Annotated in this window: 19 protein-coding genes and 1 pseudogene; 4 read left to right on the top strand and 16 right to left on the bottom strand. The window is 64.9% G+C overall.

Going from position 1 to position 21,151, the window contains the following annotated elements:
- A pseudogene (locus AC630_RS40655) lies at positions 1-199 on the top strand (ABC transporter substrate-binding protein); the annotation flags it as partial.
- Positions 200-253: 54 nt separating this feature from the next.
- On the opposite strand, the gene AC630_RS40660 reads toward AC630_RS40655, so the two are convergent.
- Genes AC630_RS40660 through AC630_RS40675 form a run of 4 tightly spaced genes read right to left on the bottom strand, consistent with a single transcriptional unit; the run spans position 254 to position 4,854 of the window.
- Positions 254-646 (bottom strand): MAPEG family protein, encoded by a 393-nt coding sequence (locus AC630_RS40660; protein ID WP_074123946.1) that lies wholly within the window; start codon positions 644-646, stop codon positions 254-256.
- A 23-nt stretch (positions 647-669) separates the two neighbouring features.
- The gene (locus tag AC630_RS40665) at positions 670-1,752 is read right to left on the bottom strand and encodes a lipocalin-like domain-containing protein (RefSeq protein WP_074123947.1); all 1,083 of its coding nucleotides are present in this window, start codon (positions 1,750-1,752) and stop codon (positions 670-672) included.
- Entirely contained in the window at positions 1,742-4,204 is a 2,463-nt protein-coding gene (locus AC630_RS40670; RefSeq protein ID WP_074123948.1) for an ABC transporter permease, read from the bottom strand. The genes AC630_RS40665 and AC630_RS40670 overlap by 11 nt, the downstream gene beginning before the upstream one ends.
- Positions 4,201-4,854 carry an ABC transporter ATP-binding protein gene (locus tag AC630_RS40675; RefSeq protein WP_074123966.1) on the bottom strand — a complete coding sequence of 218 codons (654 nt, stop codon included), beginning with the start codon at positions 4,852-4,854 and terminating at the stop codon, positions 4,201-4,203. Before AC630_RS40675 ends, AC630_RS40670 begins: the two co-directional genes overlap by 4 nt.
- Before the next feature lie 144 nt (positions 4,855-4,998).
- Here AC630_RS40675 and AC630_RS40680 point away from each other — a divergent pair, with 144 nt between their 5' ends.
- Positions 4,999-6,348, top strand: coding sequence for an MFS transporter (locus tag AC630_RS40680; protein ID WP_074123968.1), 1,350 nt, complete (start codon positions 4,999-5,001; stop codon positions 6,346-6,348).
- Between the two features lie 233 nt (positions 6,349-6,581).
- On the opposite strand, the gene AC630_RS40685 is transcribed toward AC630_RS40680, so the two are convergent.
- From AC630_RS40685 to soxX, 11 genes are all read right to left on the bottom strand, one after another.
- Complete coding sequence (locus AC630_RS40685; RefSeq protein ID WP_074123949.1) at positions 6,582-8,300, bottom strand: N-acyl-D-amino-acid deacylase family protein; 1,719 nt, start codon at positions 8,298-8,300, stop codon at positions 6,582-6,584.
- Between the two features lie 249 nt (positions 8,301-8,549).
- Positions 8,550-9,761 carry an MFS transporter gene (locus AC630_RS40690; RefSeq protein ID WP_074123950.1) on the bottom strand — a complete coding sequence of 404 codons (1,212 nt, stop codon included), beginning with the start codon at positions 9,759-9,761 and terminating at the stop codon, positions 8,550-8,552.
- Between the two features lie 298 nt (positions 9,762-10,059).
- Positions 10,060-10,233, bottom strand: coding sequence for a hypothetical protein (locus AC630_RS40695; RefSeq protein WP_167561382.1), 174 nt, complete (start codon positions 10,231-10,233; stop codon positions 10,060-10,062).
- Between the two features lie 142 nt (positions 10,234-10,375).
- Entirely contained in the window at positions 10,376-11,416 is a 1,041-nt protein-coding gene (locus AC630_RS40700) for an MBL fold metallo-hydrolase (RefSeq protein ID WP_074123952.1), read from the bottom strand.
- A gap of 379 nt (positions 11,417-11,795) precedes the next feature.
- Positions 11,796-12,269, bottom strand: a complete 474-nt coding sequence (locus AC630_RS40705) for a DsrE family protein (protein ID WP_074123953.1) — start codon at positions 12,267-12,269, stop codon at positions 11,796-11,798.
- Positions 12,266-14,017, bottom strand: coding sequence for a thiosulfohydrolase SoxB (gene soxB / locus AC630_RS40710; protein WP_074123954.1), 1,752 nt, complete (start codon positions 14,015-14,017; stop codon positions 12,266-12,268). The genes AC630_RS40705 and soxB overlap by 4 nt, the downstream gene beginning before the upstream one ends.
- A 54-nt stretch (positions 14,018-14,071) precedes the next feature.
- Positions 14,072-14,377 carry a hypothetical protein gene (locus tag AC630_RS40715; protein ID WP_074123955.1) on the bottom strand — a complete coding sequence of 102 codons (306 nt, stop codon included), beginning with the start codon at positions 14,375-14,377 and terminating at the stop codon, positions 14,072-14,074.
- On the bottom strand, positions 14,374-15,237 hold the full coding sequence (soxA, locus tag AC630_RS40720; protein ID WP_074123956.1) for a sulfur oxidation c-type cytochrome SoxA: 864 nt from the start codon (positions 15,235-15,237) through the stop codon (positions 14,374-14,376). The genes AC630_RS40715 and soxA overlap by 4 nt, the downstream gene beginning before the upstream one ends.
- Entirely contained in the window at positions 15,237-15,548 is a 312-nt protein-coding gene (gene soxZ / locus AC630_RS40725) for a thiosulfate oxidation carrier complex protein SoxZ (RefSeq protein ID WP_074123957.1), read from the bottom strand. Before soxZ ends, soxA begins: the two co-directional genes overlap by 1 nt.
- Before the next feature lie 98 nt (positions 15,549-15,646).
- A complete protein-coding gene (gene soxY, locus AC630_RS40730) occupies positions 15,647-16,138 on the bottom strand; it encodes a thiosulfate oxidation carrier protein SoxY (RefSeq protein WP_074123958.1) in 492 nt (163 codons plus the stop codon).
- A 25-nt stretch (positions 16,139-16,163) separates the two neighbouring features.
- Positions 16,164-16,520: a sulfur oxidation c-type cytochrome SoxX gene (soxX, locus tag AC630_RS40735; RefSeq protein WP_074123959.1), complete on the bottom strand. Its 357-nt coding sequence runs from the start codon at positions 16,518-16,520 to the stop codon at positions 16,164-16,166.
- A 237-nt stretch (positions 16,521-16,757) separates the two neighbouring features.
- Here soxX and AC630_RS40740 point away from each other — a divergent pair, with 237 nt between their 5' ends.
- The gene (locus AC630_RS40740; RefSeq protein ID WP_074123960.1) at positions 16,758-17,429 is read left to right on the top strand and encodes a DUF938 domain-containing protein; all 672 of its coding nucleotides are present in this window, start codon (positions 16,758-16,760) and stop codon (positions 17,427-17,429) included.
- 116 nt (positions 17,430-17,545) lie between these two features.
- On the opposite strand, the gene AC630_RS40745 is transcribed toward AC630_RS40740, so the two are convergent.
- Positions 17,546-19,612, bottom strand: coding sequence for a prolyl oligopeptidase family serine peptidase (locus AC630_RS40745; RefSeq protein WP_074123962.1), 2,067 nt, complete (start codon positions 19,610-19,612; stop codon positions 17,546-17,548).
- 187 nt (positions 19,613-19,799) lie between these two features.
- Between AC630_RS40745 and AC630_RS40750 the strand changes: the two genes are divergently transcribed.
- The gene (locus AC630_RS40750) at positions 19,800-21,047 is read left to right on the top strand and encodes an MFS transporter (RefSeq protein ID WP_074123964.1); all 1,248 of its coding nucleotides are present in this window, start codon (positions 19,800-19,802) and stop codon (positions 21,045-21,047) included.
- Positions 21,048-21,151: the final 104 nt, after the last annotated feature.

Below are 21,151 nucleotides of genomic sequence, written 5' to 3' on the forward strand. Positions count from 1 at the left end.
GGAGCTGCCGGTCGATGACGCCTTCGCCAAGGGCAAGGTGCTCGAGAACGGCCGCATGGTCCACGACATGTATCTGTTCGAGGTCAAGAAGCCCTCGGAATCGAAGAAGCCGTGGGACTATTACAAGCAGATCGCGGTGGTCCCCGGCGACCACGCGTTCTACACCGTCCAGGAAAGCGGCTGCCCGCTGACGAAGTAGCGGTTGCCTCGATCAAGCGAAATGCCGCGCTGATGCGCGGCATTTTTTTGCGTTTCAGGGATGGAGCGCGCGCCACACCACGGCGCCGGTTGCGCCCAACCAGAGGACAATGCAGGCAAACGCCTGGATCGCGAAACCCGGGCTGCGCTTGGCGACGGCCTCGCGATAGCCGAAGAAATACACGATGCGGCCGATGATCCAGACGAGGCCCACCGCTGCCGCGGCGGCGTCGCTGATGTAGATCGCGAACAGCCACAGCGACGGCAGGAAGATCGGCATCCATTCCAGCGTATTCATCTGGATGCGGAATATGCGTTCGAAATCCGCATTGCCCGATATCGACGGCAGCTTCACGCCGTAGCGGGCTCGCGCACGCGCGACCTGCGTCGAGGTGAAGAAATAGAATGCCACGGCAAGGCAGGTGACGATCGCCGTATCATGGTACATCGCAGCTTTCCCCATTGCTGATGTCAGTATCCCGTCATCTCCAGATAGCCGATTCCCGTGTGGCTGCCTGCAAAGCTTATCGGCCCCTCCCAATAGGAGAAGCCGGTTCCCATCCAGCTTCGCGGGTTGAGCGGCGTGGTCTCGATGGCAAGACCACGGGCGGGAAGGTTCACGCGCCACGACGTCGGTATCTTGCGGCCGCCGATGTCGGTCGTCGCCAGCGGCGTGAGGCTGTTCCTGGCGTCCTTGATTTCGGCGGAGCGGCCATCAGGCGTGATCCAGTTGCCAAGCAGGTTGGCGCGACCATCCTTCTGGCGCAGCCGGTATAGCATCAGCTTTTCGTCGCCCGGCAGATGCAATGAGAACCAGTCCCAGCCGGTCTGGTCGGCATCGAGCGGCTGGCTGCTCCATTCGCGGTCCATCCAGGCCTGGCCGGAGACATCGACCGGCTTGTCGTCGACGGTGAGCGTGCCGCGCGCGCGGTAGAACGGCTGGCTGTAATAATACGATGCCTGCCCGCGCTCCGACTTGCGGCTGTAGCCGCCGTCACCTTGCAGCACCACAGGACGATCAGCTTCGAGCGTGAGCGAATAGCTGAAGTCTGTGCCGGACGCCTTCAGCGTCACTGGCGCCAACGTGAGATCGCCGGTGCGTTCGGATCCTTTCATCTCCCAATCGTCGATCCAGGCCGCAAACGGTTTTGTCGTGACGCCGGCCTGCCCAATCCCGCCGCGTGAAAACGCTTCGTTGAAGCGATGAGTATCCGCGCGCGTCACCGCGGCATGTCCCATCCAGACCTGCTGATTGGCCCAGCCCTCGGCTTGCGGGCCCGGCTGCGTCGCCTGGCGGAACAGCGTCCATTGGAGGCCGCAGGCGGCACCGTTGGCATCGACGAGGTTCGCCGTGAGATACCACCACTCGATGCGAAACTCCGGATGCGGTCCGTGATCGGCGGGGAAGGTGAACGCCTTGCCCGGCAACACCTTCGCAAAGCCGTCGGCCGTCTCGCCGAGCCCGGCATAGCCTTGCGCCCCGGCGCGGCGCGCGAGAGCGAGCGCGGCGATGCCGCCGGCGAACATGCGCCGCGATATCCTCTCAGCGCTCATCGGCGAACACCTTGACGAGGTTTGTCGGCTGCATCCGCGCCAGCCGCGCGACCGGCAGCAGCGCGGCCAGCAGCGAGGCAAACAGCGCTACCGCGACCAGCTCGGCCAGTTGCAGCGGAAACACATGGAACGGCAGCCGCCAGCCGAACGCCTTCACATTGACGATCGCGATCAGGCACCACGCCACCAAGAGCCCGAGCGGCACCGCCAACAGCGATGTGAACAGCGCTACCGATAGCGTCTTGGTCAACTCGATCGCCGCAAGGCGCGGGCGCGTGATGCCGATCGCCCAGAGTGGCGCAAGCTGTGGCAGGCGGGAATTCGCCAGCGTCAGAAGGCTGGTCAGCAAGGCGATGCCGGCGACGCCGAGCGTGAACGCATTCAAGGCGGAAGTGACCGCAAAGGTGCGGTTGAAGATGCGGATCGACTCCGCCTTCACCGTTGCCTGGTCGGCGACGCTGCGGTCGTCGAGCGCGAACTGTTTGTGCAGCGCCGCGATCAGGCCGGGGATATTCTCCTTTGCGACGATGAGGCCGATCCGCGTCTGCGGCGTTTGCGGGAAGTGCCGGATCAGCGCCGCGACATTGACGGCGAGCTGGCCCTTGGGGTTGCCGTAGTCGGCATAGATGCCGACGATGTCGAGCTCCCAGGTCCCGCCCGGCGCCGGCACCTCAATGACATCGCCGACACGGACGTTGAGGCGGCGGCTCAACTGCTCGCTGATGAAGGCGGCATTGCCGGGCACGAGCTGCGTCCAGGCGCGTGGCGCGGTCTCCAGCAGCGGCCAGCGCTCGCGATAGAGCGCGTGGTCGGGCAGGCCGAGCAATTCAACCGGCTGTCCCTCAACTTGCGCTTCGGCTCGCCCGCCCGAGAGGATCGCCTGGACGTCGCTGCGCTCCTTCAGCCAGTTGCGGATCGCAACGCCTTGCGCATTGTCGGAAGCGCTGACGTAGACGTCGGCCGCAAGCCGCCCGTCGAGCCAGCCGATGAAGGTGCGGCTGAAGGTTTCCACCATGGTGGAGACGCCAACATTGACGGCGAGGGCGAGCAGCAGCGCCATCAGCGCCAGCGACAGCCCGGAGAGCTGTTGCCGGCTGTCGGCCCAAAACCACTGCGCGAGCGGCTTGCGTGCGGTGCGCTGGCCCACGAGCAGGAGGATTTCGAGCAGCGCCGGCAGGATCAGCGCCGCGCCCAGCATCAGCGCCGCCAGCACGCCGAAGCCCGCGATCAGCGACACGCCGTAGTGGAGCAGCAGCAGCGCGACCGCGAACACGGCACAGGCAGCAAGACTTTGCAGGATCAGCCATCGGCGCTGCCTCTGTTGCCAGGCGCGCGGCTGCGCCGTTGCCAGCACCGGCATCCTGATCGCCTTGATCAGGCTGGTCGCGGCCGCGACGATCGCACCGGCGATGCTGATGCCGATGCCGGCGAGCCACCATTCCGGTCGCAGCGCAAGCTGCCCTGGAATCTGCGCGCCATAGAGCCCGCGCAGCGACGCTGCCACGTCGGGCAACAGCGCCGCCGCGATGAAATAGCCGCAGGCGAGCCCGATCAGGCCGGCGATGAGTGCCAGCACCACCAGCTCGATCACCAGTACCGTGTTGACCAGCCGCGCCGACGCGCCGCAGGCGCGCAGCGTGCGCAGCATCGGCAGCCGCTGCTCGAAAGCGAGGCCGACGGCCGAGTTGACGATGAAGAGGCCGACGAAGAATGACAGCAGGCCGAACGCGGTGAGATTGAGATGGAAGCTGTCGGTGAGACGCTCCAGCTCCGTCTCCGCATTCGGCTCGACCCGCTGCAGCCGGTCGCCGACGATGCTGGCCAGTGGTGCGGGTTTGCCCTTCGGCTTGCCGATCAGGAGCCGCGAGACCTGGTCCGGCTTGTTCAGCAGCCGCTGCGCCACGCCGATGTCGACCACGAGCACGTCGGGCACGAGCTGCGGCAGCACGTGCAGCGGTGGCAGCTTTGCGCCGCTGCTGATCGGCGGTGCTGCGCCCTCCTGCTCCTGCAGATCGGCCAGCGTCTCCTGCGCCACCAGCGTCTGGCCCGGCGGCGCGACGAAGCCGCTCAGATCCGAGGCGCCAAGGCGCGGCGCATTGCCGACGTCGGCCGGCAGCGTGATCGGCTCAATCCCGAGCAGCCGCACCGAGTGTCCGTTGACCTGGATGCGGCCTTCCAGCACCGGCGAGACCGGCCAGCCCGCGCGCCTCAGCCTGACGAACAGCTCCTGCGGAAAGGTCGCGGTATCAGGCGCGACCAGCATTGCCGTGCGCACGCCGCCGAACGTCGCCGCGGCGCGGTCATAGGCGTTGCGGGCCTGCTGGTTGATCGCCTGTACGCCGCTCCACAGCGCGGTCGCCGCGATCAGCCCGATCAGGAGCGTTGCGAACTGCATCTTGTGCCGCCGCCAATGGCTCAAGAGCACCGCGAGGACCCACAGCGCGCGTCTCATGCGATCCGCCCCGCATGCAAGATGAGGTGGCGGTCGAGCGTGGCGGCCAGATGCAGGCTGTGGGTCACCATCAGGAAGCCGCAGCCGGTGCGCGCGACGAGGTCGCGCGTCAGCGCCAGCACGTCGTCAGCGGTGGCCTCATCCAGATTACCGGTCGGCTCGTCCGCAAGCAGCAGCGAGGGCTTTGTCGCCAGCGCCCGGCCGATCGCGACGCGCTGCTGCTGCCCGCCCGATAATTGCTCCGGATAGCGCTTGAGCAGGCTGCCGAGCCCGAGCCGCTCGATCAGCTCCCTGGACCAGGCGGGGTCATGCCGGCCGGCGATTCGCGCCTGGAAGGCGAGGTTGTCAGCGACCGACAGGCTCGGGATCAGGTTGAACTGCTGAAAAACGAGGCCGATCCGGTCGCGCCGCAAGCCGGCGCGCCCCGCATCCGAGAGCTCAGTGACCTCGGTGTCCTCCAGGAGGATTGTGCCGCCGTCGGCGGCGTCGAGCCCGGCGATCAGGTGCAGCAACGTGCTCTTGCCGCTGCCGGATTCGCCGGTCAACGCGACGCGCTCGCCGGCTTTGAGGTCGAGATCGACGCCGCGCAGCACATGGACCGGTTCGCCGGCCGAGGAGAAGGTTTTCGAGAGGTTTCGGATACTCAGCACGATCGATGGCGCCGGACGGAATTGACTCAATGCTGCGTAGCACACTTGCCGTGGAAATGCCGGGGTTGCGTTGGCCTCGAACCCGTTGTTAGCTCCCAGGACGGCCAAATCAAAAAGTGCCAAAAAAGAGATGTGGGGAGAATGATGAGCGCTCAGGGAACGCCCGATGCGGCGGGCAAGACGGCAGGGGTGTCCAAGGCAATGACAAAGGAAACGCCAAAGGGCGCCTGGACCGTCACTTTTCTCCTCTTTCTCTTCATGGTCGTGAACTTTGCCGACAAGATCGTCGTCGGTCTCGCCGGCGTGCCGATCATGACCGATTTGAAGCTTAACGCCGAGCAATTCGGCCTGCTCGGCTCCTCGTTCTTCTTCCTGTTCTCGATCTCGGCCATCGTGGTCGGCTTCATCGTCAACAAGGTGCCGACGCGCTGGGTGCTGCTAACGCTGGCGGTGATCTGGGCGCTGGCGCAGTTTCCGATGGTCGGCACCGTCTCTTTCACGACGCTGCTGATCTGCCGCATCGTGCTGGGCGCAGGCGAAGGGCCGGCCTTCTCGGTCGCCGCGCACGCCATCTACAAATGGTTTCCGGACGAGAAGCGCACGTTGCCGACCGCGATCCTGTCGCAGGGTTCGGCCTTCGGCGTCATCCTCGCCGTGCCGGCGCTCAACTGGGTCATCGTCAATCACTCCTGGCACTACGCCTTCGGCGCGCTCGGCGTCGTCGGCCTGATCTGGGTCTGTGCCTGGCTCGCGCTCGGCAAGGAGGGCCCGCTGGAGGACACCCAGGTTCTCGCTGTCACGGAGCCGAAGATCCCTTACGTGCAGCTTCTGACCTCACGCACCTTCCTCGGCTGCGCGATCGCCACCTTCGGCGCCTATTGGGCGCTGTCGCTGGGGCTCACCTGGTTCACGCCCTTCATCATCAAGGGTCTTGGCTTCTCGCAGAGCCAGGCCGGCTTCATCTCGATCCTGCCCTGGGTGTTCGGCGCCACCATCGTCCTCCTTACGGGGTGGATCTCGCAGGTGATGATGGCGCGCGGTTACACCACGCGCGTTTCGCGCGGCGTGCTCGGCTCGGTGCCGCTGGTCATCGGCGGCCTGACCCTGGCGATGATGCCGCATGTGCAGGGCGCGGGCTTGCAGATCGCGCTGCTCGTCGTCGGCTCGGGCCTGTGCGGCGCGATCTATGTCGTCTGCCCGCCGATGCTCGGCGAGTTCACCCCGGCGTCGCAGCGCGGCGCGGTGATCGCGATCTACGGCGCGCTCTACACGCTCTCGGGCATCATCGCGCCGAGCGTGATGGGCACAGTGATCCAGCGCGCCGGCAGCATGCTCGACGGCTACATGACCGGCTTCACCATCAACGCGGTGGTGATGGTTGGCTCCGGTGTCATTGGTCTGCTCCTGCTCTGGCCGAACACGGAAAAAGCCAGGCTGACCCGTGGCGCTGCCCCGCAGGCCGCGGCGCTGAAAGGCGCGGTTTCGCCGACGTGAGGGGCGGCGCTGCCAGCCCCAATCACAACTGTCGTCCCGGACAAGCGGAGCGCCGATCCGGGACCCCCGCGCGAGCGCTTGCGCTCGTCGCGATAACCACAGGGAATAGTTTGGCGAAGGCTCGGGGTTACCAGTTTCGCGCCACAACTTCTTCCTGGGGTTATGGGTCCCCGCGTGCGCGGGGACGACACCGAGATCTGTGAGGCGCCTTCGCGCCTCAAGTACAGCTAGGCCTACTGCACCATCCCCTGCGCGCCACGAATCAGCTTGCCTGGCCGGCGTCCCGTCGCCTCACCCTGTCGCCGCGTCACCACGCCCGACACGATGGTCGCTTCATAGCCGTCGACATCCTGCAACAGCCGCCGCCCGCCGACCGGCAAATCGTAATGCACCTTCGGCGGATGCAGGTGCAGGCGGTCGTAGTCGATCACGTTGACGTCGGCCTTGTAGCCGGGCGCAATCAGGCCGCGATCGGTGAGGCCGACCGACAGTGCGGTCTTGCGTGACTGTACGGCGACCACGAAGGGAATCGTGAGCTTCTCGCCGCGCTTGCGGTCGCGGGTCCAGTGCGTCAGCAGATAGGTCGGGAAGCTGGCGTCGCAGATGATGCCGCAATGCGCGCCGCCGTCGGAGAGACCGGGCACCGATTGCGGATCGATCAGCATCTCGCGCGTCGCATCGAGATTGCCGTCGGAATAGTTTAGGAACGGCACATACAGCATGCCGCGGCCCTCGTCCGAGAGCATCGCATCATAGGCGAGCTCCTCCGGCTGGCGGCCCTGCTTGCGCGCCTGCGGGCCCAGCGCGTTCTCCGGCGGCTGCTCGTAATCCGGGGGATCGCCGAGCAGGAACATCTTGTCGTAGTTGGGCCGGAAGAACAGCGGATCGTCGGTCGCGGTCGCCGTCTCGCTCAAAATCGCCTTGCGCACCTCGCTCTGATGCAGTCGCGCCAGCCGCTCCTTCAGCGGCAGATGCGCGATTGCCTTGTAGCTCGGATGGGTCTGGAACGGATTGCGCGACAGCTCGAGGCCGAGCAGCAGGCCGACGGGACGCGCGGCGATCTGCGCGGTGATGGAAAGGCCGCGCCTGGCTGCCGCATTGATCTCGTCCAGCGTCTGGCGCCAGCGTTGCGGCGACTTGTCGTTCTGCGTGATCGAGAACGAGATCGGGCATTTCGTGGTATCCGCCACCCGCAGCATCATCGGCAGGTCTTCGTGGATGGTGGACAGATCCAGCACGAATTGCAGCACGCTGCGGCCCTCGCGGTGCATCGCGCCGGCAATCGCGGTGAGCTCGTCCTCGCCCGCCTTCAGCGTCGGCGTGAAATCGCCGGTCGAGGTGCGGTGGTTGAGCGTGCGTGAGGTCGAAAAGCCGAGCGCGCCCGAGCGCACCGCCTCGCCTGCGAGCTTCGCCATCGCCGCATTGTCCTCGGCGGTCGAGGGATCGCGGCGCGCGCCACGCTCGCCCATGACATAGACGCGCAGCGCGGCATGCGGCAGCTGCGCGCCGACATCGATGTCGAAGTCGCGCTTGGAAAGCCAGTTCATGTAGTCCGGAAAGCTCTCCCACGCCCAGGGAATGCCGGCGCTGAGCACGGGCTCGGGAATGTCCTCGACGCCCTCCATGAGCTGGATCAGGCGGGTGTGGTCGGAGGGCCTGCACGGCGCAAAGCCCACACCGCAATTGCCCATGATCGCGGTGGTGACGCCGTTCTGCGACGACGGCGTGATGTCCTGGCTCCAGGTGACCTGGCCGTCATAATGGGTGTGCACGTCGACGAAACCCGGCGTCACCAACTTGCCGCGTGCGTCGATCTCCTCGCGGCCCTTGGCCGAGACCTTCCCGACCTCGCTGATCTTGCCGCCTGTGATGGCGACGTCAGCCTCGAACAGCTCGCCGCCGCGGCCATCCGCAATGGTGCCGCCGCGGATCACGAGATCAGGGGTGCTCATGGTGTTTCCTCCCGTTTTTTTGTTGTGTTTGGTTCTTATCGGCTCGTCGTCCCGGACAAGCGAACGCAGTGAGCGCTGATCCGGGACCCCCCCGTGCGAGCGCTTGCGCTCGTCACAGGGAGTAGTTTGGCTAGGACTCGGAGTTACCAGCCTCGCGCCGTGACTTCTCCCTGTGGTTATGGGTCCCCGCGCCCGTGCGCAATTGCGCACTAGGCGGGGACGACAGTTGAATTCGTAGCGATACCGGGTTCAATTCGCCTTGCCTTGCGGCTTCCGCTCCGTGAACGGCGACAGCACCACGGTCGCGACCATGAAGATCACAGAAGCGCCGAACACCCAGTGCGGCGCGTTCTGGTCCATGATCCAGCCGAACAGCAGCGGGCTGACGATGCCGCCGAGATTGAAGCCGGTGGAGACGATGCCGAACGCACGCCCCGCCGCGCCGGGAGGCGCCGCATTGCGCACCAGCATGTCCCGCGAAGGTGCGATCACGCCGGAGAGGAAGCCTGCGGCCGTCATCGTGGCCGTCAAGGCCCAGCCCGGCAGCGTCACCAGCGCGATCAGCAGCACGATCGCCGCATTTGCGGCAAAGCACGCCGCGGCGACATAGCCGTGGCGTGCAGTGTAATCGGCGAGGAAGCCGCCCGCGAGCACGCCCGCAGCGCTGGCGCCGAGGAACGCCGTCAGCGCGACATTGGCGGCCGAATAGGATGCGCCATACCCGCTCATCAGCGCGACCACGCCGAAATTGTTGATGCCGGCGACGGACAGGCTGAGCAGCGTGAACAGCACGGTGAGCATGATCAGCGCCGGCGTGATGACGGCCCGCTTTGGCGCATTCGCTGCGCCTGGCTTCTTCTTGTGCGCGCCGGCATCGGGAATGTTCATGACGACCAGCAGCAGCGCCACCAGCACGCCGATCGCGCCCGATGCGATCAGCGCACCCGTGCCGCCGGAGACGGTGACCAGCGCGGCAACGATCGCCGGCGCCACCGCGCCGCCGAGATAGCCGGCAAAGGTGTGGATCGAGAAGGCGCGGCCCATCCGCGCCTCGTCCATGTGCTCGGCGAGGATCGCGTAGTCGGCGGGATGATAGACGCTGTTGGCGAGCCCAAGCAGCACGGCGCAGGCGATCAGCGAGACGTAGCTGAGGTGCAGGCCGAGCAGGATCAGCGCAAAGCCGCCGAGCGCCAGCCCGATCAGCAGGATCTTCCGCGCGCCAAGATGGTCGACGAGATAGCCGGTCGGCGCCTGCGTCAGGCCGGACACCACCGCGAACACGGTGAGCGCGAAGCCGAGCTCGATATAGCCGACGCCGAGCTTCTCCTTCAGGAACGGGAACAGCATCGGCAGCACCAGTAGATGGAAATGGCTGACCCAATGCGCGATCGAGATTCCCGTCAGCGTACGTAGCGCGCTGTCCGCCTTGCCTTGCTGCGGTGCGGCGAGAACATCGGCCATTGCAGTTCCGTTTCACGTCCTTGAGAGAGCGCAAACTATCGGGAAGAGCGGTTATTTGTCCATGAACGCAGGCGCATGGCAGGTAGTGCGGCGGGGGCTCTATCCGCCTGTCGTCCCGGCCTAGTGCGCAATTGCGCACGGGGCGCCGGGACCCATACCGCGTGATATCTCGATTGTGATAGGTCGCAGTACCGAACGGCGATCCTCGTCAAACTTCTCCCTGGGGTTATGGGTCCCTGCGCCCCGTGCGCAATTGCGCACTAGGCAGGGACGACATCGGAGAGTGGGGCTTCACCCCTCACAACGGCTCGTCGTCGTTGCCGTCCCGATCCCGCTTCGGCGTCGCGATGTCGCCGTCCTCGTAATCGTCGTCGTCGGTGGCGCGCGGCGGTAGCGGCTTCTTCGCCTTGTCGTCCGCGGTCTTGCTGTCCGCAATTTTGGGCGGCTTGTTTGGCTTGCCGGTCTTGGCCATGGTTGATCCCGGATGGTGATGCGTCATCCGCTTCTACCCGCAAAATATGTGCGGTTCCTGACTTTTCTCAAGCCCGGTTTCTCAAGTCTTGGCCTTCAGATCTTGGCCCGCAGATCTTGGTCCTCAAGTCCTGGACGGGGCCTCAGCCGTGCACGACCGGCCCGCCTGCCTTCTTCCAGGCATCGATGCCGCCGGCGATATGGGCGGTGTTGGAAAGACCGGCCTCCTTGGCGGCGGCGACGGCCATCGCCGAGCGCTCGCCGAAGGCGCAGAAGAACACGACGCGGCGGCCGGTGGCGGCCACGACCTCGCGCAGCATGCCGCCGGGCTTCAGGCTCTCTTCGACGCTCGGGTAGGGCGTATGCAGCGCGCCTTCGAGCATGCCGTGCTTCATCCGCTCGTTGGTCTCGCGTAAATCGACCAGGAGGATGTCGGGCCGGCCGAGCGAGCGGATCGCCTCGACCGCGCTGAGCGCGCGGCCCTCTTTCTCCAGCTCCTCCTGATGCAAGCCGACCCGCATATTGGCGGGCACTGCGACGTCCATCATCTTCGGGTTGGGCAGCTTCAGATTGGCCATCAGCTCGATATATTCGTCGACCGACCGCACCTGGAGCCGCGGATTGTAGCGCTTCTCCTCGCCGATCGTTGAGACGGTGTCGCCCTTGTAGTCGTGCGCCGGGAACACCATCGTCTCGTCCGGAAGCTTGAGCAGACGGTTGAAGATCGAGTCGTATTGCGCGCGCGACGAGCCGTTCTGGAAATCGGTGCGGCCGGTGCCGCGGATAAGCAGCGTGTCGCCGGTGAAGACGCGATCGCCCATCAGATAGGAATATGAATCGTCGGTGTGGCCCGGCGTGTACATCACGTCGAGCGACAGGCCTTCGATCGTCACCTTGTCGCCGTCGGCGACCCGCATCGCCACCACGTCGGCCTTGGTCTGGTCGCCCATGACGGTCATGCAATGGGTGCGGTCGCGCAGCTCGCCGAGCCCGGTGACGTGGTCGGCATGCAGGTGGGTGTCGACCGCCTTGACCAGCTTGAGGTCGAGCTCGCGCAGCAACTGGCAATAGCGGTCGACCTTCTCGAGCACGGGATCGAGGATCAGAGCCTCGCCGCCGGCGCGGCTTGCCAGGAGATAGCTGTAGGTGCCTGATACGCTGTCGAACAATTGGCGAAAGATCATGGCAAGAGATCCGGCGTGAACTGATTTCGAAATTCTACTACGTCGCGGGCCGGAAAGAGAAGCAATTCACTGTGCAGACAGGAAGATTTAGAAGATTTTTATTGCGACGCGGTGTCGCTCGGCGTCTCTCCGGGCAGCCGGCAGAGCTGGGTTCGATCCAAGAGCCGTCATCATGCCGCCGCCCCACCACGACTGTCATCGCCCGCGAAGGCGGGCGATCCAGTATTCCAGAGACGGCGAGGGGTACGGAGAAACCGCGGCGTACTGGATTCCCCGCTTTCGCGGGGAATGACAGCGAATGTGTCGCGGCCGCATGCCACGAATTCCGAATTCGATGCTTCGGCTTATCGGGGACCGGGGAGAGCGTCGCGGGGAGCGACTACGGCCTCACCAGCGTGTACCCATTCTCCGCCAAAAACAGGATCTGCCCGACCCCGACTTGCACCGGTGTCGCGGAAGGGATGAAGTCCGGCCGCTTGCCCGTCTCCCGCTCGATCGTGTCGACGGTGTTGAGGCAAATGTCGAAGCGCACGCCCTGCGCAACCAGGCTTTCGACCTGCTTGCGACGCTCGCTACCGGCAAGCAACAGGTCGATGCCGGGTCCGAATGCCACGACTTCGATCGCGACCTTGTCCGGGTCGTAGAACTTCAGGAGATTGTTGGCGACGCTGAGCACCAGCGCCTGTTTCCTGGCATCGCCATCGGAAAGCTGGAGCACGATCTTGTGCTCGGCGAACGGCTTGTCCTGCAGCGGCACCTGCTGCGCCAAAGCCTTCTCGCTCAAGACCGGCGGCATTGCCGTCCAGACAAGCAACGCCAGCAGCATCGCGCCAAATGTTTGCGCCCGCGTCATCCCTGTCCTGCAATGCCTGGATTGCCGTCGACGCCTTTCAGCGTCACACCGGAGCCGAGCCGCTCCGGCGTCAGCCGGCCCGAGCGCAGATATTTGCCGACGACATCCCACACCGGCGCGCCTTGCTGGCCGTTGACCGAGGCCCAGCCCGCGACCTTGTAACGGTGGTTCGCGCTCAGCGCCTTGCCGCTATTGAGCTTGAGCTCCGAGATCCGGCTGCCGATCGCGGCCGTCGGCGTGCAGGTATAGGTGAGCCCCCCGGCGCGCACCATGTCGCCGCCCTGCTGGTAATAGGGATCGGCGTTGAAGAGATTGTCGCAGATGTCTTCCAGCACGTTCTTGATCTGACTGCCGGTCATCTCCTGGACATAGGTCTCGGGATAGGTGATCGCGGTTTCCGCGAGCACGTCCTCCATGGTCAGCGCCTGGCCGGACAGCGCGGTGACACCCCAGCGGAAGCCCGGCGACAGCGCGACCTCGGCATCGAGCTCGCTGCGCAGTGCGGCGCAGATCAACTCGTCGACGGGGCCGGAGAAATTGTCGCGGCGATACAGGAGGCGATCGGCCGCTGCGATCTTCTCCGACCAGTCGGTCACGTGCGGTGCGCGCAACCGGCCGATCAGCTCGGCCATGGCGGGATCGGGCTTCAGCAGCTCGGAATAGACCGGCAGTAGATGGTACCTGATATCGCTGACCTTGCCCTTGTCGAGCGCGAGATCCAGCACGCCTAAGAATTTTCCGTTGGAGCCGGCATTGGTGACGAGCGTCGTGCCGCTCGCGTTCTTGACCGCGACTGGCTGCGGGATCGCATCATGGGTGTGGCCGCCGAGGATGACGTCGATGCCTGTGACGCGGCTTGCGAGCTTGAGGTCGACGTCCATGCCGTTGTGCGACAGCAGGATGACGGCATCGACCTTGTCGGTGTGGCGCAGGCCGTCGACATGCTTCTGGAGTTCTTCCTCGCGGATGCCGAAGGTCCAGTCCGGCGTGAAGCGCTTGGGATGCGCGATCGGCACGTAAGGAAAGGCCTGGCCGATGATCGCGACGCGATGACCGCCAAGCTCCTTGATTATCGACGGCTTGAACACGCGCCCGGTGGCCTTGTCGAAGGCGCGGGCGTCGTTGAACGCGGCTTCCTCGGTCAGGAAGACGTTCTGTGCCAGGAACTCGCCCTTGAAGCGCTCGAGATTGTCGCGCAGCGCCTGCTCGCCATAGGTGAATTCCCAATGGCCGGTCATCGCCTCGATGCCGAGCAGGTTGGCGGCCTCGACCATGTCGCGGCCCTGCATGATGTTGGCGAGCCCCGTGCCCTGCCACAGATCGCCGCCATCGATGAGCATGGAATGTTTTTCGCCGGCATCGTTGCGCAACCGATCGACCAGCGTTTTCAGATGGGCGAAGCCGCCGAGCTTGCCGAAGCGGCCTGCGGACTTCTCGAACTCGAAGCAGGTGAAAGCATAGGCGTCCGCGCTGTCGGGCCGGATGCCGAAATGGTCGAGGAAGGCGCGGCCGACCAGATGCGGCGGCCGTCCCGCCATCTCGCCGATGCCGATATTGACGCTGGGCTCGCGGAAATAGACCGGATTGAGCTGCGCATGCGTGTCGGTGATGTGCAGGATCCGCGCATTGCCGAACCGTTCGAGGTCGTAAATGCTCGCGGCTTCAGCGCCGCGCGCAAGCCGGGGCAGGCCAAGCGATGCGGCAGCAGCGGCTGTGCTCTTCAGGAAATCGCGGCGGCGGATCGCCATTTCGAATTCTCCGCGCCTCTTAACGGCAGTTCGATGGTTCCACTACCGCCCACTCTAGCGGATTTCCATCGCCTTCCAGGCGTCTTTTTCAGATGTGGCCTGGACGATCGAGGCCTTCGCCAGCGCCTCGGCTTCTTTCGCAGCGGCCACGGCGCGATCGAAATCGCCACCCTCGGCCGCCTTCTTGGCTGCCGCCAGCGTCGAGACGGTTGTGGTCCACTGGTTGCGCATGCCGGCCGCCTCCTTGGAAGCGGCCTCGGCGGCGGCATAGGCCGCCTTGTAGTCCGCCTCGGTTGCCGCGCGCGCCGCAGGCGCGAGGCTCAATGCAAGCAGCATGGTGAGAGGAAGTGACAGCTTCATGGCCGCGCTCCCGGTCCGGAAATCGGCAGGCCGTTGGCGACGTAGGAGAGGAAATATTCGACGTCGCGATATTCGTCCGACTGCGGCTCCAGCGGAACCGCGCGGGTCTGGCTGTTGCAGGTGACGAAGCGGCGGCTGGTCGTGCCCATGCCGCTCCATTCGGAGCGGTAGATCGGCATCGCGTTCAAAATGCCGAGCGCCGGCGCCAGGATCTCGGCGCGGATCCGCTCGCCCGGGCTCTGCACATGGCAGCTCGCGCAGGAGAAATTCATTTGGCCGCGCCGCGTGTAGAAATAGCGTTTGCCGTTCTCGAACGCTGCGAGCGCACGGGGATCATCGGGAATCTTGATGTCCATCGGCTTGCCGCGCGAGGTAAAGGCCATATAGGCGGTCAGCGATGCCATCTCGTCCTTGACGTAGGAGTAGGGCGCCTCGCCATTGGCCTCGCGGCAGCGGTTGAGCGCGAGCTCCAGCGTGACGACCTTGCCTTCCTTCTCGTCGAAATAGGGATAGTTCTGACGAATGCCGATGCCGCCGTTCGGGAAGCAGTCGGCATAGGTCTTGCCGTTCTTGAACGGGGTCGCGAACATCTCCTTGCCGGCGTCGAGCGCGAACTCGTAAGGCGGGAATTCCTCTTTCTCCTGCCACTGCCGCTTCATGTCCTCGTTCATGGAATAAGGACCGTTGACGAAATCCTCGTGCTTCACGTTCGGAAATTTCTGGAAGAAGAAATTCTGGAATGCCTTGGCGTCGGCAACAGGATCGACCTTGTCGGCGGCCACCACGCGCGGCGAGGTGAGGGCGAACGCGACAAGCGCGGCGCTCAACGAACCAAGCAGGAGGGCGGATCGGGTCTTCATCACGAAATCTTCGCGGTGGTCGTATCCGACGCACCCTTGTTGTCGGTCCAGGAGATCTTGAGATCGTCGCCCTTCTTGGCCCCTTTGAAGCTGAACTTGACATAGGGGTCCTTCGAGACCGCGGGGCCCCAATCGGCGACGAAGACGTCCTTGCCGTTATATTCGAACTTCAGCTCCTGGATGAAATGCGCGGGGATCAGCTCGCCCTTGGAATCCTTGACGAAGCCGGAATCCATGGGGTGCTGGATCAGCGCCTGCACCTCGGTGATGTCGCCGTTGGCGGTGGCGCGTACGCGAATGGTGGATGCCATGTGTTTCTCCCTCGCTAGAGCATGATCCGGAAAAGTGTGCAGCGGTTTTCCGACCAGATCATGCTCAAGAATAAAAGCTAAAGCGCGATGATCACGCTTTAGCCGCCGCAGCCGCCGACGGTGACCTTCACTTCCTTGGTCGCGCTGTAGAGCTTGCCGTCGGCTTCGACGATCGCGATCACGTTGGTGGTCTTCGCCATCTTCAGGCGGTTGGCGACGCTCGGGATCGTGCCTTCCGGAATCTTGTAGGATGCCGCGAGCGCATTCGGGTTCTCGGCCACGAAGAACGAAATCGAGGTCACCTTGTCGAGTGTCGTCGCCACGGAGATCGGCACGACGCCGCCGTTCTCGGCGATCTCTGGTGCGTCGAGCTTGACCTTGTCTGACGGCTCGGCGGTCTTGCCATAAAGCGCCTTGATAGCGTCCGCTTCGCTCTTCTGCCTGAACGCTGCTTCCGGATATTTGTCGTTCGCCGCAGCGCGCGCGGGAGTGGCGCCGAACGGGAGATTGCCAAGGCCGAGCAGCGCGACAGAGGCCGCGCCCTGCAGGATCAGGCGCCGCGTCGGATGAGGGCCGGTGGTCGTGGTCATCTGAAGTCTCCTGGGCTGCCGGCCGTTACAGCGTTTGCAGGAAATCAACGATCGCGTTGATCTCCTGTTCGGTCAGAATCCGGTTCCGGCCGAACGGCGGCATCATGGTCTGCGGATTGCGCTTGGTCTCGTCGAAGATGATCGCGGCCAGCTCGTTACGATCAGGGTATTTGGCCTTGATGCCCTTCAGTTCCGGCCCGATCGTTCCCGGCAGGTCGCCGCCGTTGATGACGTGGCAGGTCAGGCAATTGCCCTTGCCGCGGTCGAAGGCGAGTTTCTGGCCCTCGGTCACGGCGGATTGCGCCTGCGCGGGGCTCGCGGCAAGGCTGGCGGCGATGGCCAGGAGGACGTAAAGCACGGGCATCCGGGGAAGGGCGGTCAAGGCGTCATTCCGAGGCTATGTCGATGATCTCGTTTGCAGAAAATATAGTGTTCCAAAGCACAAAGGGCATCGCCTGACAATCAAGACTATGCAGGCTCCGAATTGGAGTTAATATCGCTCGCATTGCAACTGAAGAGATAGTTCGTTTCATCGGATCGGTCGGAACTAGCAAATTATTCTGGGGCGTTTGGCCCCACCGGCGTTGCTTTCTGTTTCACATTTCGAAGGGGACCTCTATTGGCTGACTATGTCGTTGAATTTGGCAGGGACGGCGGGCGGGTCGAATCGGATGGGCGGCTCGATGCACCGGCATTTCATCGCAATTATGAACCGCTCTGGGCGGCGCTCGAAAAGCATCTTGCCGGCACCTCGGGCGACGTCGTCGAGGTCGGCAGCGGAACCGGCCAGCATGTGGTCCATTTCGCCCGCCACACACCCGATCTCGTCTGGTGGCCCAGCGACCTCAACCAGCGGCATCTGAAGAGCATCGAGGCCTGGCGCGTTCATTCCGGCCTGGACAACATCCGTTCCCCGCTGCGGATCGATCTCGCCGATCCCGACTGGTGCCCGGAGATGCGAGACGGGCAGGGGCCGGCCAGCCTCGCGGCCGTGTTCTGCGCCAATGTCATCCACATCGCGCCCTGGCACGTGGCCGAGGGCCTGTTCGCCGGCGCCGGCCGCTATCTGCGGGCCGACGGCAAGCTGTTCCTCTACGGTCCCTTCAAGCGCGACGGCAAGCACACCGCGCTCAGCAATGCGGTGTTCGACACGTCGCTGCGCGAAGGCAATCCCGATTGGGGCGTGCGCGACGTCGGCGATGTCGAGAAGCTCGCGAGGGCCGCTGGCCTCAACCTCGTCGAGACGATCGAGATGCCCGCGAACAATCTCACACTGGTGTTCGCGCGCTAGGAGGTCGTCATGCCCGGGCTTGTCCCGGGCATCCACGTTCTTCGTGATGCAAGGGTAGGCGTGGATGGCCGGGACAAGCCCGGCCATGACGATGAGGAAGCGTCAGCGCCCAAGCTCTAACCTTCATCCCGCCAGCCGATCTTGTCCTTGAGGAAACGGAAGCCGAGCACCTCGAAGCCGGCGCGCTCCTTGTTGTCCTTGCCGTAGCCGTGGCCGCCTGCTGCCGGCTCGTAGAACCAGGCCTGGTAGCCCATCGCCTGGAGCTTCGCCGCCATCTTGCGCGCGTGACCGGGATGGACGCGGTCGTCGCGCCGTGTGGTGGCGATCAGGATCGGCGGATAGGGCTGGCCGGGCTTTGCGTTGTGATAGGCCGAGTAGGTCTTCAGCCACTCCCATTCTTCGGGCTTGTCCGGATCGCCATATTCCGCGATCCAGCTCGCGCCAGCGAGCAGTTTCGTGTAGCGGCGCATGTCGATCAGCGGGATGGTGCAGAACAGCGCGCCGAAACGCTCGGGATATCGCACCAGCATGTTGGTGATGAGGATGCCGCCGTTCGATCCGCCTTGCGCGGCGATGCGCTTTGCTTTCGTCACGCCGCGGCGCACGAGATCGGCGGCAACGGCCGCGAAATCGTCGTGCGAGAGTTTCTTGCCGGCGAGCCGGCCGGCATCGTGCCAGCGCGTGCCGAACTCGCCGCCGCCGCGCAAATTCGCCTGCACCGTGGTGCCGCCGCGCTCCAGCCACAGCTTGCCGAGCGACGCATTGTAATACGGCTTCACCGAGTGGGCGAAGCCGCCATAGGCGCTCATGTGGACCGGCGCATCGCCGGTCTCGCCCGTCGGACCGGTCTGGACATAGGGAATACGCTCGCCGTCGATCGAGATCGCCTCGTGCTGCGTCACCACGAGGCCGTCGGCAGTGAACGTTTTCGGCGCCTGCTTGAGCACGGTCGGGCTTTCGACGCCGCGCTCGATCAACAGCATCGACGATGGCGTGAGCGGATCCTGGACATTGGCGAGCAGGTCGCCGTTGCTCTCGGAGGGATGGCGGTCGAGCGGCCAGACGTCGACGACGCCGATTCTCGGCAGGCCGCCGAGTGTCTCGCGGCTCCAGCCCGTGGCGGACGGTGTGCAGATCTCGAACCGCGGCCTGAGCTCGTCGAGGATCGACAGCACCAGTTTGCCTGCGGTCCAGAAGAAACCCTGCAATGCGCGCCGCGGTCCGGGCTCGAACAGGACCGCGAAATCGCGGTTGCCGGCGAGGAACGCCGAGAGCGAAATGCCGAGCACGGTGTCAGTGGCATAGGTTCGGCCTTCGATCGGCCAATCCTTGCGCAGCTTCATCGCGAACCAGTCGCCATGCGCCTGCATCCAGATGCCGGTTGGCAGATCTAGCTTCGTCGTCGTGCCCTCTGCATCGCGCAGCCAGATGCCGTAGTTGAAGAAATCGATCTGATCAATGATCCAGGCTCGCGGCGTCGCGCCGGTGTCGTCGGAGCCGCCATAGATCATCATGTGATCGGCCGTGGTCTCGAGGATCACCTGCGCCTGATCGACTGGCTGGCCGCGCCGCCACAGGCGAACCGTTCTCGCATATCCCGAACTCGTTACCATGCCCTCGCCATGGGCGCTGGACAGCAGCAGCGTGTCGGCATCGAGCCAATCCGCGCCGCCCTTGGCCTCCGGCAGCGCAAAGCCGTCCGCAACGAAGCTTTTCGTATCAAGGTCGAATTCCCGCAAGGTGACGGCGTCGCTGCCGCCCCGCGACAGGCTCAGTATAGCCCGCGAGCTTCCCGGCATCGTGGTGATGGAGCTCAGCAGCCAGTCCTCGCCTTCGCTTCTTGCAAGCTGGTCGATATCCAGCATGGTCTCCCACGCCGGATTGGTTTTGCGAAACTCCGCCAGCGTGGTTCGCCGCCACAGGCCGCGCGGATTGGCGGCGTCCTTCCAGAGGTTGTGGAGATCTGTGCCGCGCCGGCTGACATAGGGAATGTTGTCCGGCCGATCGTAGATCGCCGCGAGGATGTCGCGGTCGCGCTCGAAGGCCGCCCCGCCGAATTTGTCGAGCGTCAGGCGGTTCTGCCGCTCGACGAAATCGAGCGCGCGCGGGCCCTCGATCTCCTCCAGCCAGAGCCAGGGATCGTCGTCCGGAGCTGTGAGCGTGGGCCGGTCGTGAACGGACATGAACGAAACTCCAGAAGATCGCGGCGGGATAGGATTTGATCGAGCGCAAGCCGTCAAGGGCGTGCCCCTGTATCATCTGCCCGATTGCGTCAGAGGCATGGCCTGCGCCCGTTTGCGCCGGTTGCTCGCCCTCCCGCACCCCTCCATAGTGCCGGGAATCAACAAGGCCCCTCGGGCGGAAATTCCGATGACAGATGTGACTTCAGCCGACGAAATCGCCGACGACGCCCGCGCGCGCGCCAATGTGGTGCGCCTTGCCGCCGCGCAGGCGCTGACCGGCGCCAACTCGGCTGTGATCTTCGCTACCGGCTCGATCGTCGGCGCCACGCTCGCGCCCGACATGTCGCTCGCGACGGTGCCGCTATCGATGTATGTGGTCGGACTTGCCGCCGGCACGCTGCCGACCGGCGCGATCTCGCGCCGCTTCGGCCGCCGCTCGGCCTTCATCGTCGGCACCGGTTGCGGCGCGCTCACCGGACTGCTCGGCTCGTTCGCGATCCTGCATGCTTCCTTCGCGCTGTTCTGCGTCGCGACCTTCCTCGGCGGTCTCTACGGCGCGGTGGCGCAATCCTATCGTTTCGCCGCCGCCGACGGCGCCAGCGCGGCCTACCGGCCCAAGGCGGTGTCCTGGGTGATGGCCGGCGGCGTGTTCGCCGGCGTGCTCGGTCCTCAGCTCGTGCAGTGGACCATGGACGTCTGGTCGCCCTATCTGTTCGCCTTCAGCTTCCTGGTGCAAGCCGCGGTGGCGCTGGTCGCCATGGGTATCGTCGCCGGCGTCGATATGCCGAGGCCGGCGCCGGCCGATCTGCATGGCGGCCGGCCGCTGCTCGAGATCGTAACCCAGCCGCGTTTCATCGCGGCCGCGCTCTGCGGCGTCATCGCCTATCCCATGATGAATCTGGTGATGACCTCGGCGCCGCTCGCCATGAAGATGTGCGGCCTCAGCGTCAGCGATTCCAATTTCGGCATTCAATGGCACATCGTCGCTATGTATGGCCCGAGCTTCTTCACCGGTGCGCTGATCGCGCGCTTCGGAGCGCCGAAGATCGTCGCCGCCGGCCTGCTGCTGGAGGCCGGCGCTGCCGCCATCGGCCTCTCCGGCATCACCGCGATGCACTTCTGGGCGACGCTGTTCGTGCTCGGCGTGGGCTGGAATTTCGCCTTCATCGGCGCCTCCGCGCTGGTGCTCGAGACCCACCGCCCGCAGGAGCGCAACAAGGTGCAGGCCTTCAACGATTTCCTCGTGTTCGGCATGATGGCGATCGGCTCGTTCTCCTCCGGCCAGTTGCTCGCCAATTACGGCTGGTCCGCGGTGAACATGGTGGTGTTCCCGCCGGTGGTGCTCGGCCTCGCGGTGCTCTCGTTCGCCTCCTGGGCTCGTCGCCGCAAGGCGCGGCTCGAAGCGGCGATGGGCGAGTTTCCGGATGCGATCTGACTGGCGGGAGGATGTCAGCAGTCTCGATACTTCGATCGCCGTCGAAGTGATTTTTGGGACGATGGCTATTAAGTGATGCGTCATGGCCGGGCTAAAGCGCGAAG

The organism is Bradyrhizobium sp. AS23.2 (assembly GCF_001908185.1).
In the GTDB taxonomy this organism is placed as follows: domain Bacteria; phylum Pseudomonadota; class Alphaproteobacteria; order Rhizobiales; family Xanthobacteraceae; genus Bradyrhizobium.